This is a genomic window from Microbacterium testaceum, from assembly GCF_003075375.1.
In the GTDB taxonomy this organism is placed as follows: domain Bacteria; phylum Actinomycetota; class Actinomycetes; order Actinomycetales; family Microbacteriaceae; genus Microbacterium; species Microbacterium testaceum_E.
Genome location: NZ_QDFT01000001.1, coordinates 69,002 through 82,113, shown reverse-complemented (window position 1 = coordinate 82,113; position 13,112 = coordinate 69,002). Strand labels below are relative to the sequence as shown.

Below are 13,112 nucleotides of genomic sequence, written 5' to 3'. Positions count from 1 at the left end.
AGTGGGGGGATGTCCAACAGCACTTCTCACCCGCTCGATGACCCGGCGGTCGACCCGTTCGAGGTCGCCACGGCCGCAGCGGCCGACATCGCCCGCCTCTCGGGCGTCGAGCATCACGACATCGCCGTCACCCTCGGGTCCGGCTGGGGACGCGCCGCCGAACTCATCGGCGAGGAGACGGCGTCGTTCCCGGCGACCGAGGTGGTCGGCTTCTCTAAGCCCGCTCTCGAGGGTCACGTCGGCACGCTCCGCAGCGTGCGCACCCCCGGCGGCAAGAACGTCCTGGTCATCGGCGCGCGCACGCACTACTACGAGAACCACGGCGTCCGTCGGGTCGTGCACAGCGTGCGCACCGCGGCCGCGACGGGCGCGTCGACGATGATCCTCACCAACGGCGCGGGCGGTATCCGCGAGACCTGGAAGCCCGGCCAGCCCGTGCTGATCAGCGACCACATCAACCTCACGGCCGACTCGCCCCTCGAGGGCGCCACGTTCGTCGACCTGACCGACCTGTACTCGAAGCGCCTGCGCGACATCGCCCGGCAGATCGACCCCACCCTCGACGAGGGCGTCTACACCCAGTTCCGCGGTCCGCACTACGAGACCCCCGCCGAGGTGCAGATGGCGAAGACGATCGGCGGCCACATCGTCGGCATGTCGACCGCCCTCGAGGCGATCGCCGCTCGCCAGGCCGGCATGGAGATCCTCGGCTTCTCGCTCATCACGAACCTGGCCGCCGGCATCCAGCAGACGCCGCTCAGTCACGAAGAGGTCCTCGAGGCCGGCCGCGAGGCCGAGCCCGTCATCTCGGCCCTGCTCGCCCGCGTGATCGGCGCGCTGTGAGCGCCCATGTCGAGGCCGCCCGCGCCTGGATCGCGCAGGACCCGGATGCCGTGACCCGCGAGGAGCTCACGGCCCTGGTCACCCGCGTCGAGGACGGGGATGCCGAGGCATCCGCCGATCTGGACGACCGCTTCGCCACCCGCCTCGCGTTCGGCACGGCGGGCCTGCGCGGCACCCTGGGCGCCGGTCCCAACCGCATGAACCGGGTGCTCGTCGCCCAGGCCGCCGCCGGTTTCGCCGCGTACCTGGCCGAGCGCGCCGACGGGGCGACCCCGACGGTCGTCGTGGGCTACGACGGGCGCCGCAACTCCGACGTCTTCGCGCGGGACTCCGTCGAGATCTTCGCCGGAGCGGGACTGAACGCGATCCTGCTCCCCCGGCTGCTGCCCACGCCCGTGCTCGCCTTCGCCGTGCGCCACCTCGGCGCCGACGCCGGCGTCATGGTCACCGCGAGCCACAACCCGCCCGACGACAACGGTTACAAGGTGTACCTGGGCGGCGACGACCGGGGGGCGCAGATCGTCTCTCCGGCCGACGCCGAGATCGCGGCGCACATCCAGCGGATCGCCGATGTCGGCAACGTCACGACCCTCCCGCGCTCGGTGGGCTACGCCAACGCCCCCGAGTCGCTCGTCGAGGCGTACGTCGCCGCGACCGCCGCCGTCGCTCCCGCCCCCGCGGGCGCCGACGGTCTGCGCTGGGTCTACACCGCGATGCACGGCGTCGGGTGGGAGACCGTCTCGCGCGTGCTGAGCGAGGCCGGGTACCCGTCCCCCGTGCTCGTCGAGGCGCAGATCCACCCCGATGGGCGGTTCCCGACCGTGGCGTTCCCCAACCCCGAGGAGCCCGGCGCGATGGATCTTGCCTTCGAGACCGCCCGCGCGGCCGACGCCGAGCTGATCATCGCCAACGACCCCGACGCCGACCGGCTCGCGGTGGCGATCCCCGACGCCGACGCCGAGGGCGGCTGGCGCCGCCTGACCGGCAACGAGATCGGGCTGCTGCTGGGGTGGCGCGCCGCGCGTCAGGCGGCCGAGGCGCGGGATGCCGACACCCCGCCCGCGGACGACGAGAACCCCGACGCGGGAGCGACGGCATCCCTCGCCTGCTCGTTGGTGTCGTCACCGGGACTGCAGGCGGTCGCGGAGCACTACGGTCTGGCGTTCCACTCCACGCTCACGGGCTTCAAGTGGATCTCGCGCGCGCCGGGGATCGTGTTCGGGTTCGAGGAGGCCCTGGGTTACCTCGTCAACCCCGGGACCGTCCGCGACAAGGACGGCATCTCGGCCGCGATCGCCCTGCTGGGCATGGCCGCCGAGGCGCGTGGACAGGGGCGCACCGTCGCCGACCTGCTCCAGGAGTTCCGCGACACGTTCGGCGCGTTCGCGAGCGATCAGATCTCGGTGCGCGTCACCGACGTGAGCGAGATCGGCGGGATCATGGCATCCCTGCGCTCCCAGCCGCCGTCCGCGGTCGGCGAGGTCGCCGTCACCCGTATCGACGATCTGCTCGAGGGCGTCGACGGCTTTCCTCCCGGCGACGTGCTGCGCCTGTGGCTCGAGGACGGTTCGCGCCTGATCGTCCGTCCGAGCGGCACCGAGCCCAAGCTCAAGCTCTACCTCGACGTGCGCGGGTCGTCGGCGAAGAAGGCCGGTCGCCGTCTGGCCGCGCTGCGCGCCGGCGCAGAGGAGCTGCTCGCCTCGGTGCGCTGAGGTCGTGTTCTCGCCGCGTTCCCGCGGCGTGGGGCGGGGTTCTCTCGTCGGGGCGTGATCTCTGCGCCCCGACGAGGGGGATGCGCCCCGAACCCCTCCTTGCGGGGTTCCTCCACAGGGCGCTTTCCCGACGCGTCATCCCCCACGGACAGGGCAGTGGCGGATGCCGCGACCGCCGCGCCGCGACACTGTCGATCATGTCCGGTCTCACTGTTCTCTCTCGCGACGACCTCGCCGCGGACGGCGTCGGCTCATCGGCACTCGAACGGCTCCTCGGCACGGGGACGATCGTCCGGCTGCGGCCCGGTGTCTACGTCCGACCAGGCTCCGACGCCGCCGCGAAACCCGAGGAGTGGATGGTCGCGCGCGCGCAGGCCCTCGCGAAGATCAGCCGCCGCGCGCCCCTCTTCTCCCACCTCACGGCAGCTGCGTTGCACGGTCTCCCCGTCTACGCCCCGTCCTCGACCAGGGTGCACGTCATCCTCGATCCCGACCGTCCGGGAGCCGCGGCCGACGTCGTGAGGCACCGCGGCCACGTTCCCGCCGATCAGATCGAACACCGCCGTGGCCTTCGATGCACCAGCCTGGAACGAACGCTCTCCGATGTCGCGCGCACCGCGGCCTTCGAGACCGCGGTGTGCGCCCTGGACGCGAGTCTTCGGCCGATCGCCGTTCCCTCACCCGGCGTCTTCCTGCCCGACGCGGCGGCGGAATGGCTCGAGCGCATCCGCGAGATCGCGTCGATGTCCGCGCACGGACGGACCCGTGCGTTGCGCGCGCTGGTGTTCGCCGACGGTCGTGCCCAGCTTCCCGGTGAGAGCATCAGTCGCATCCGCCTCGCCGAACTCGGGTTCGCGCCGCCCGATCTGCAAGTCGCCGTTCCAGGGCCCGCGGGCCGCCCCTTCTACGTCGATTTCGGCCTCGACGACGTGCGCGCCTGGGGCGAGTTCGACGGCGAGTCGAAGTACCGAGACGAAGCCCTGCGTTCCGGTCTGTCTCTGGACGAGGTGCTTCTGCGCGAGAAGCAGCGCGAGGACTGGATCCGCGGGAGCACGCAGCGCCCGATGGCGCGGTGGCAGTGGACGCACTTGCGCAGCAGCGACACCCTCGGCCGGCGCCTCTCGAGCTTCGGCATCCGCCCCCGCTGAAGCCCCCGTCCGAGTCATAGGGCCGGCTGCGACCGCCCGGGTTCGGGGCGGGATGCTTCGCTCGGGCCGCGAATCCCCCGCCCCAGCGCGCGCGATCCGCCCCAAACCGGGCCGCACGGGTTCGGGGCGCGATTCCTCGCCCGGGGCGCGAATCCCCCGCCCCAACGCGAGCAACCCGCCCCAAACCACACCGCACGGGTTCGGGGCACGATCCGTCGCCCGGGGCGCGAATCGTCCGCCCCAACGCGCGCAATACGCCCCAAACCCGAACCGCCGGGTTCGGGGCGCGATTCCTCGCCCGGGGCGCGAATCCCCCGCCCCAACGCGCGCAACCCGCCCCAAACCCAAACCGCCGGGTTCGGGGCACGATCCGTCGCCCGGGGCGCGAATCGTCCGCCCCAACGCGCGGGATGCGCAGCAAACCCAGACCGCCGGGTTCGGGGCGCGATTCCTCGCCCGGGGCGCGAATCCCCCGCCCCAACGCGAGCAACCCGCCCCAAAACCAAACCGCACGGGTTCGGGGCGCGATCCGTCGCGCCCCGAACGGAAGAAGGAGCCGCGGACCGGACGGCGAGCCCGGCGTCAGCCGTCGATCACCGCGACCAACTCGTCGAGGAACGCGGGGAACGACACCGCGCGGCGCACGATGCGCTGCACGCTGTCTCGCTCGCTGAACACCTCGACGAACTGCTCGAACACCGTCTGGAACGCCTCGCGGTCGGTCTCGCTGAACGCCACCAGCGCCACGACCTGCACGCGCCCCTCGCCCCAGGCGATCGAGGGGTCGGCGATCCCGATCGCGATCCGCGTCTGCGTCGCGGTCATGCCCATCGCGTGGGGGACCGCGAGCGCGTCGGTGAACGCCGTCGACGAGATCCCCTCGCGCTCGACGGCACGGTCGACATAGGCCTCGTCGATGACCCCCTGCTCGACCAGCAGCCCGCCCAGGCGCCGGATGACGCCGGCTTCGCCGGTGGTGGCATCCACTCCCCGGACGAAGGCCTCGGGGGCGAAGTAGCGCTCGAGCTCGGCCCGCAGTCGGGCGAGGCGACGCCCCCGGCGGATGCGCCCGGCGGCCGCTTGCACGCGCTCGACGTCGGCGTCGGTGAGGAAGGGCTGGATGCGCACGAAACGGTCGCCGGGCCGCGGCGGGTCGATGGTCGTGAGCACGAGGTCGGAATCGATCGCGTCCCACGCCGGGTCGATGCGCGTCTCGACGCCCACGACCTCGATCGCCTGGCCGAGCGAGCGGTCGACGCTCGAGCGGAGCAGCTCGTGCAGCTCGTAGTAGCCGGGACACACGATGGTCGCCGTCAGCAGCTGATCGGCGCGACGGCTGCGCTCGAGGCGGCCGCCGACGTGCATCGCGATGTAGGCGATCTCGTCGTCGAGGATCGGGATGCCCAGGCCGTCCTGCAACCCCTTGGCGATGTAGACGGCGACCTCGAAGATCATCGGGTACGTCGACTTCAGCGAGCGGGTCAGGGGGTTGCGCGACCACGCCTGCTCGCGCGAACGCGCCAGCAGGTTCTGCACGTGCAGCGCGAGGCGCAGGATGAAATCGTCGTGGGCGATGTCGACGAGGAACTCGGATGCCGCGTTCTCGACGACCAGGCGGACCGCCGCCTCGACCGCGGGGTCCAGGCGCGCGCGCACGTCGTCGCCGGCGGGCGTCCCGGGTGCGACGATGCGCGTCAGCACGAGGGTCGCGAGGTGGCGCAGGTCGCCGGAGCCGAGCTGCACGCCGATGTGCTTGCGCGTCAACCGGTCGAGCAGGTCGACGACCGCGGCGGCCGCGTCGGACGAGTCGCCGCCCGGCGAGCCGAGCGCGCGGTCGCGGGTGGTGCGGTCGGCCGCGATCGCGATGTGCATGACGACGTCGCCGATGCCGATCTCGTTGACGTAGTAGCCGAGACCGCCGAGCTCGGCGACCAGCTCGGCCTTGAAAGGGCCGAAGGCCCGCGCGCCGACGGAGCGCTCCCCCAGCGTCCGGCGCAGCGCGTCGAGGTCGAACAGACCGGCGTCCATCTCGTCGTGCGCGAGCTTGGACAGCAGGCGGCGCTGGGCGACCTCGGTCCCGCGCAGACGGGCGGTGGATGCCGAGCGCTCCAGCGTCAGCTCGGTTCCGCCCAGCAGACCGCGCACGCGCGCCAGGTCGGCCTCGAGGGTGGCGGTGCTCACGTGCAGGGCGTCGGCGGTGTCGAACACGTCGATGCCGTCCGCGGCATCGAGCAGCCGGCGGACGAGGGTGTGGAGGCGATCGCGGGGCGTGCCGGCGTCGGCGCCGGGCGCGGCGCGCAGCGCCGAGGCCGCCTCGGAACCGGCACGGTAGCCCAGGGGACCCGATTCGATCGCGGCCGCACCGGCGACGCGGGCGTTGATCGCGGTGACGTACGACCGGATGCTGCGGGGCGTGACGCCGAGGGCGTCCGCCAGCGAGGCCGCCGTGGACCATTCCGCGTCGCGCATCAGCAGAGCCAGCAGGCGGTCCTGGCGAGCCTTGGTCGTCACGATCCGTCCTTTGCGCCGCGTCGGTCGGCGGCGTTCTTCCCATCCAACCACGCTGTGCAGCGCTCGGCCCCGCTCCGCGCGAACGCGGGCGCGGCGATACGCGGAACACACGTTCCGGGGGGTGGGAAACGAACCTGGTTGTCCGCTGTGAACGCCGTGCGCAGAATCGAGAGGAAGAAAGGCCGGTCGATGAAGATCCTCGTGGTGTGTGGAGCGGGTGCGTCGAGCACGTTCGTCGCGCAACGCGTCCGTCGTGCTGCGCTCGACCGGGGCCTCGATCTCTCTGTCATGGCGGGCACGTCCCGTTCGGTCCCGAACGACCTGGATGCCGCCGATCTCGTGCTCGTGGGCCCGCACCTGGCGCTGGACGTCGAGCGCATCCGCGCCGAAGCCGCGCCGTGGAACGCCCTCGTCGTCCTTCTGCCCGACGACGTCTTCACCGACCTCGACGGCACCCGAACCCTCGCCCTGGTCGAGGACGCGCTGCGTTCACGCCAGCACGCGGACACGATCTGAGAGCGACGGAGAGACCATGCCCCACCTGACCCGCACCGTCCGCATCGGTTCGTCGCGCGGCCTGCACGCGCGTCCGGCCAAGCTCTTCGCGCAGGCCGCGAAGGACGCCGGCATCCCGGTGACCCTCGCCAAGGACGCGGGCGCCCCCGTCAACGCGGCGAGCATCCTGGGCATCATCGCGCTCGGACTCGAGCAGGGCGACTACGTCACCCTCACCGCCGACGGCGACAACGCCGACGCGACGCTGGAGCGCCTCGCCGAGCTCCTCACCACCGACCACGACGCCGAGTAAAGGAAACACAGCACCATGACGGAACTCCGTGGAGTCGGAATCGGACTGGGCGTCGCCCAGGGACCCATCGCGCGTATGGCCGAGCCCCTGCCCGCCCCGAAGGACGCGAAGAGCGAGCTCTCGGTCGAAGAAGAGACGGCGCGCGTGCGCGAAGCCGTCGGCGCCGTCGCCCGCGAGCTCGAGGCCCGCGGCGCGCAGGCCGGTGGAGCCGCCCGCGACGTCCTCGAGGCGCAGGCGATGATCGCCGAAGACCCCACCCTCGAGGCCGAGGTCGACAGCCGCCTCGCGGCCGGCAAGACCGGCGAGTTCGCCGTCCACGACGCCTTCGCCTCGTTCCGCGAGCAGCTCATCGCCCTCGGCGGGTACCTCGGCGAGCGCGCGGCCGACCTCGACGACGTCGCCCAGCGGGTCATCGCGCGCCTGCGCGGCGTCGCCGCCCCCGGCATCCCCGATCCCGGACACCCCTTCGTGCTCGTCGCGAAGGACCTCGCCCCGGCCGACACGGCCCTTCTCGACCTCGACAAGGTGCTCGCCCTGGTGACCACCGAGGGCGGGCCGACCTCGCACACCGCGATCCTCGCGCGCGAGAAGTCGATCGTCGCCGTCGTCGGAGCGAGCGGCGCGAAGGACCTCGCCGACGGGCGGACGGTGATCGTGGATGCCGCTGCCGGCGTCGTGACCGTCGACCCGAGCGACGACGACCTCGTCCGCGCGCGGAACCGAGCCGACGCCCGCAAGGCCGCGGCATCCGCTCCCCTCACCGACGGCGCCCTCGCCGACGGCACGAAGGTGCCCCTGCTCGCCAACCTCGGCAAGCCCGGCGGCGCCGCCGAGGCCGTCGCGCTCGGCGCCGAGGGCGTCGGACTGTTCCGCACCGAGTTCCTGTTCCTGAGTTCGAGCTCGGCCCCGACCGTCGAGGAGCAGCGCGCGGCCTACATCGAGCTGCTCAGCGCCTTTCCCGGCAAGAAGGTCGTCGTGCGCGTCCTCGACGCGGGCGCCGACAAGCCGCTGCCCTTCCTCAACGACGCGCACGAGGAGAACCCCGCCCTGGGTCTGCGGGGACTTCGCGCCCTCCGCGCCAGCGAGGACATCCTGCGCGAGCAGCTCACCGCCCTCGCCGAGGCGGATGCCGCCACCCGCGCCTCCGAGGCCGGTCCCGCCGACCTGTGGGTCATGGCACCCATGGTGTCGACCGTCGAAGAGACCCGCTACTTCACGGCCCTCGCCCAGGACTACGGCCTCAAGACGACCGGCGTCATGGTCGAGGTGCCCTCGTCGGCGCTGCTGGCCGACCGCATCCTGCAGATCGCCGACTTCGCCTCGATCGGCACCAACGACCTGACGCAATACACGCTCGCCGCCGACCGCCTGCTCGGTTCGGTCGCCTCGTTCCAGGACCCGTGGCATCCCGCCGTCCTCCGCCTCATCCGCGAGGTCGGAGCTGCGGGCCGCGCGAACGGCAAGCCCGTCGGCATCTGCGGAGAGGCCGCCGCCGACCCGCTGCTGGCCGTCGTGCTCGTGGGCCTGGGCGCCACGACCCTGTCGATGGCCCCGACGGCCCTCGCCGACGTGCGCGCCAGCCTGCTCACCCACACTCTCGACGATGCCCGCCGCATCGCCGAGGCCGCCCTGGCCGCGGACGACGCGGCCTCCGCCCGCGAGGCAGCCCAGGCCGCCTCGTCCTCACCCGTCGCGGCGTAAGCCGCACCCTCATGCGGCTCACGCCGCACAGCTGAACAAGGAGACACAGCAATGACGACGACGTCACCCACCAAGAAGCCGGGAGGAGCCCGGATCGCCGTCCAGCGGTTCGGCACGTTCCTGTCCGGCATGATCATGCCGAACATCGCGGCCTTCATCGCATGGGGATTCATCACCATGCTCTTCATCCCCGCCGGGTTCTTCGGCGCCAACAGCCCCTTCGGCTGGCACTGGGCCCCGGTCGCCGAGATCATCGGCGGCGGCGGCGACGCCGCGACCATCGGCTGGCCCGGAGCGGCGACCGCGCTGACCGCGAACGCCGACGGCACGACCTACCAGGGCTACGTCGGCCTGGTCAGCGTCATGATCACCTACCTGCTGCCCCTGCTCATCGCCAACACCGGTGGACGCATCGTCTACGGTGCGCGCGGTGGCGTGGTCGCGACCATCGCCGTGATGGGCGTGATCGTGGGCACCAACATCCCGATGTTCCTCGGTGCGATGATCATGGGCCCGCTCGCGGCCTGGATCACCAAGCAGATGGACAAGCTGTGGGACGGCAAGATCCGTCCCGGCTTCGAGATGCTCGTGAACAACTTCTCGGCCGGCATCCTCGGCATGATCCTCGCGATCGTCGGCTTCTTCGCCTTCGGCCCGGTGTTCCTCGGCATCAGCGCGGTCCTCGGCAGCATCGTCGCGTTCCTCGTGCAGTTCAACCTGCTGCCGGTGCTGTCGATCATCGTCGAGCCCGCCAAGGTGCTGTTCCTCAACAACGCCATCAACCACGGCGTCTTCACCCCGCTCGGCATCGAGCAGGCGGCCGACACGGGCAAGTCGATCCTGTTCCTCATCGAGGCGAACCCCGGCCCCGGTCTGGGTCTGCTGCTGGCCTTCACCTTCTTCGGTGTCGGTGCGGCGAAGGCGTCGGCCCCCGGTGCCATCGTGATCCAGTTCCTCGGTGGCATCCACGAGATCTACTTCCCGTACGCGCTCGCCAAGCCCATGACGATCCTCGCCCTGATCGCCGGTGGCGCCTCGGGCGTCGCGGTCAACATGATCTTCGGCGGCGGCCTGGTCTTCCCGGCCGCTCCCGGCAGCATCATCGCCGTGACCGCCGCGGCCGCCGGTGGTGGCGTGGCGAACGTGCTCGTGGTCTACCTGTCGGTCATCGTGGCCGCCGTCGTGACCTTCCTCATCTCGGGCATCATCCTGCGGGCCTCCCGCAAGCGCGACGCCGAGGCCGAGGGCGACAGCTTCGCCGCCGCGATCGATCAGACCGCGGCGAACAAGGGCAAGGAGTCCTCCGCCCTCGGCGCCCTGCGCACCCGCGCTGCCGGCACCACCGGCTCGGGCACCACCGAGACGGCCGACCGCGACGTCGACGGCACCCTGGGCGGCCTCGGCGGAGCCGTCGCGACGAAGCAGCTGAACAACATCGTGTTCGCCTGCGACGCCGGTATGGGCTCCTCGGCGATGGGCGCGAGCGTCCTGCGCAACAAGATCAAGAAGGCCGGCATCGACGGCGTCACGGTCACCAACCAGGCGATCGCGAACCTCGACGGCTCGGCCGACCTGGTCATCACGCAGAACCAGCTCACCGATCGCGCCAAGGCGCAGTCGCCCGGCTCGATGCACGTCTCGGTCGACAACTTCATGAACTCGCCGCGTTACGACGAGGTCGTGGAGATGGTCCGCGCGCAGCACGAGTCCAAGTAACACCCCCCTAGCACGCCAGGGGTCGGAGCGTCAGCCCGGCCCCTGGCGTCTTCCCGTCCGGCCCGTGTTTTGCGAGGCTGGACAGCACGACGAGAAAGGCGAGAACAATGTCAGACGTCCTCCGCATCGAATCCGTCCGCATCCACCCCGGGAGCGCCACCCGCGAGGAGGCGATGAAAGAGGCGGCCGACCTGCTGCAGGCCACCGGCTCCGTGACCGACGAGTACTTCGCCGCCATGCAGCAGCGCGAAGAGACCGTGTCGACCTACATGGGCAATGAGCTCGCCATCCCGCACGGCACCAACGAGACCAAGCAGGCGATCCTCGCCTCGGGCCTGTCCGTCGTGCGCTACGACGGCGGCGTCGACTGGGGCGGCGAGCCCGTCACCTTCGTCGTCGGCATCGCCGGCAAGGGCGACGAGCACCTCGAGATCCTGTCGCAGATCGCGATCCTCTTCTCGGAAGAGGACGACGTCGCCCGCCTCAAGGCCGCCTCCACCCCGGAGGAGCTCTTCGAGGCCCTCTCGGGCTCCGTCAACGCATGAAGGCCGTCCACTTCGGCGCCGGCAACATCGGCCGCGGCTTCGTCGGACTGCTGCTGCACGAGGGCGGCTACGACCTCGTCTTCTCGGACGTCTCGGCGGCGCTCGTCGCCGCCATCAACGACGCGTCGTCCTACACGGTCCACGAGGTGGGCGAGGGCGGCGTCGACAAGCAGGTGACGGACTTCCGCGCGATCGACAGCTCGGTGGATGCCGAGGCCCTGGTCGACGAGATCGCCACCGCCGACGTGGTCACCACCGCCGTCGGCCCCACGATCCTGAAGTTCGTCGCCCCGCACATCGTCGCGGGACTGGCGCTGCGCGACCCCTCCCTCGCGCCGCTGCAGATCATGGCGTGCGAGAACGCGATCGGGGCCACCGATCAGCTGCGCGAGCACGTGGTGGAGCTGGCCGGCGAATCGTGGGACGCCCTGGCATCCCGCTCCGTCTTCGCCAACACCGCCGTCGACCGTATCGTGCCGGCCCAGGCCCAGGGCGGCGTGGACGTCACGGTCGAGCCGTTCTACGAGTGGGCCATCGAGCGCGCGCCGTTCGGCGACACCCCGCCGCACATCCCCGGGGCGCACTTCGTCGACGACCTCGAGCCCTACATCGAGCGCAAGCTCTTCACGGTCAACACCGGTCACGCCACCACGGCTTACTTCGGCGCGCAGGCGGGGATCGAGCGCATCTCGGACGCCCTCGCCGACCCCGCGATCGCCGCGAAGGTCGAGGCTGCGCTCGAAGAGACCAGCGCTCTGCTGGTGCAGAAGCACGAGTTGGATGCCGCGGTGCAGGCCGAGTACCGGGCGACCATCCTGCGTCGATTCCGCAACGCCGCCCTGCCCGACACGGTGTGGCGCGTCGGTCGCCAGCCGCTGCGCAAGCTCTCGCGGCACGAGCGGTTCGTCGGCCCCGCCGCCGAGGCCGTCGAGCGGGGTCTGCCCGTCGACGCCCTCGTGGCCGCGATGGCCGCCGCGCTGGAGTTCGACGACGCCGAGGACGCCCAGGCCGTCGAACTGCAGCGCCTGCTGCGCGAGAGCGACGCCGCGGCCTTCACGGCCGAGGTGACCGGCCTCGACCCCGAGCACCCGCTGTACGGGCGCGTGGTCGAGATCGTCTCGGCGCGCCAGGCGGCGCTCACGGCCTGACACCGTCCCCCTCGACCTCGCCGCCGACGTGCCGCCCTCGGGCCACGTCGGCGGCGTCGTGTCGAGGGCCGGCAGCGTGTCGGCGGCCGGGGATACGCTCGAGACGTGACCGACCGAGACACCCCCGCCGACTCCGCTCCCGCCCGTGCTCCCCGCCGTCGTCGGCGGTGGCTGCGGTGGACCCTCGGCGGCCTGGGCGCCCTGGTGGCGCTGCTCGTCGGCGGCATCCTGATCTACAGCCAGGTCGGGGTCATGGGAGCCGAGCCCGGTCCGCTCGCCGAGGCCCGGGCGAACCCGGGTCTGACGATCACCGACGACGGCGCGGGCATCGTGCTCTCACCCGCCGGCGGCGCGACCGGCCAGGGCCTGGTGTTCATACCGGGCGCGAAAGTGCAGGCCGAGGGCTACATCGCGACCTTCGCCGACACGGTCGTGGACGACGGCGTGACCGTCGTCATCACCCGCCCGTGGCTCAACCTCGCGTTCTTCGACCCGCGCCCGCTGACGACGTTCACCGACCTCGCCCCCGACGTCACCTCGTGGGCCGTCGGCGGGCACTCCCTCGGCGGAGTCCGCGCCTGCCAGCTCGCGACCGACGCCGACGCCCTCGTCCTGTTCGCCTCGTACTGCGCGAACGACCTCTCGGCATCCGGCCTCCCCGTACTCAGCCTCTCGGGGTCCGAGGACGGCCTGTCGACCCCGCAGAAGATCGCGGATGCCAAGGCCGAACTGCCCGCGAACGCGACCTTCGTCGAGATCCCCGGCGCCTCGCACGCCTCGTTCGGCGCCTACGGCCCGCAGCCCGGGGACGGGACGCCGACCGCCGACCCGGCCGAGGTCGACCGCGTGATCGCGGAGGAGCTGGCGACCTTCCTGCCGCGTCCGTGAAGCGGGCCGCGCGACCAGTAGTCGGCCAGTAGTGCGACCCGTAGCGAAACCGGTAGTCGGCGCCTGGAGGCGGCACCCAGCGGTTTCATAGC

11 protein-coding genes are annotated in these 13,112 nt (G+C 71.8%); 10 read left to right on the top strand and 1 reads right to left on the bottom strand.

From position 1 onward, the window contains the following. Positions 1–9: 9 nt before the first annotated feature. The 3 genes from DC432_RS00340 to DC432_RS00330 all read left to right on the top strand — a co-directional run bounded on the left by DC432_RS00340 (position 10) and on the right by DC432_RS00330 (position 3,703). Complete coding sequence (locus DC432_RS00340) at positions 10–843, top strand: purine-nucleoside phosphorylase (RefSeq protein ID WP_116536193.1); 834 nt, start codon at positions 10–12, stop codon at positions 841–843. Beyond that, positions 840–2,555 carry a phospho-sugar mutase gene (locus DC432_RS00335; RefSeq protein WP_116536192.1) on the top strand — a complete coding sequence of 572 codons (1,716 nt, stop codon included), beginning with the start codon at positions 840–842 and terminating at the stop codon, positions 2,553–2,555. The genes DC432_RS00340 and DC432_RS00335 overlap by 4 nt, the downstream gene beginning before the upstream one ends. 197 nt (positions 2,556–2,752) lie before the next feature. Then, complete coding sequence (locus DC432_RS00330) at positions 2,753–3,703, top strand: type IV toxin-antitoxin system AbiEi family antitoxin domain-containing protein (protein WP_116536191.1); 951 nt, start codon at positions 2,753–2,755, stop codon at positions 3,701–3,703. A 582-nt stretch (positions 3,704–4,285) separates the two neighbouring features. On the opposite strand, the gene DC432_RS00325 is transcribed toward DC432_RS00330, so the two are convergent. Then, positions 4,286–6,172: a BglG family transcription antiterminator gene (locus DC432_RS00325; protein ID WP_207770716.1), complete on the bottom strand. Its 1,887-nt coding sequence runs from the start codon at positions 6,170–6,172 to the stop codon at positions 4,286–4,288. A gap of 231 nt (positions 6,173–6,403) precedes the next feature. Here DC432_RS00325 and DC432_RS00320 point away from each other — a divergent pair, with 231 nt between their 5' ends. The 7 genes from DC432_RS00320 (at position 6,404) to DC432_RS00290 (ending at position 13,020) form a co-directional block, all read left to right on the top strand. Next, entirely contained in the window at positions 6,404–6,730 is a 327-nt protein-coding gene (locus DC432_RS00320) for a PTS sugar transporter subunit IIB (protein ID WP_116536190.1), read from the top strand. 16 nt (positions 6,731–6,746) lie between these two features. Further along, on the top strand, positions 6,747–7,022 hold the full coding sequence (locus DC432_RS00315) for an HPr family phosphocarrier protein (protein WP_108320639.1): 276 nt from the start codon (positions 6,747–6,749) through the stop codon (positions 7,020–7,022). A 15-nt stretch (positions 7,023–7,037) separates the two neighbouring features. Continuing rightward, positions 7,038–8,723, top strand: coding sequence for a phosphoenolpyruvate--protein phosphotransferase (gene ptsP / locus DC432_RS00310; RefSeq protein ID WP_116536189.1), 1,686 nt, complete (start codon positions 7,038–7,040; stop codon positions 8,721–8,723). Positions 8,724–8,774: 51 nt separating this feature from the next. Continuing rightward, positions 8,775–10,439, top strand: a complete 1,665-nt coding sequence (locus DC432_RS00305) for a PTS mannitol transporter subunit IICB (protein WP_116536188.1) — start codon at positions 8,775–8,777, stop codon at positions 10,437–10,439. A 107-nt stretch (positions 10,440–10,546) separates the two neighbouring features. Further along, entirely contained in the window at positions 10,547–10,984 is a 438-nt protein-coding gene (locus tag DC432_RS00300; protein WP_108320636.1) for a PTS sugar transporter subunit IIA, read from the top strand. After that, positions 10,981–12,132 carry a mannitol-1-phosphate 5-dehydrogenase gene (locus tag DC432_RS00295; RefSeq protein ID WP_116536187.1) on the top strand — a complete coding sequence of 384 codons (1,152 nt, stop codon included), beginning with the start codon at positions 10,981–10,983 and terminating at the stop codon, positions 12,130–12,132. The genes DC432_RS00300 and DC432_RS00295 overlap by 4 nt, the downstream gene beginning before the upstream one ends. Positions 12,133–12,237: 105 nt before the next feature. Then, positions 12,238–13,020 carry an alpha/beta hydrolase gene (locus DC432_RS00290; protein WP_116536186.1) on the top strand — a complete coding sequence of 261 codons (783 nt, stop codon included), beginning with the start codon at positions 12,238–12,240 and terminating at the stop codon, positions 13,018–13,020. Positions 13,021–13,112: the final 92 nt, after the last annotated feature.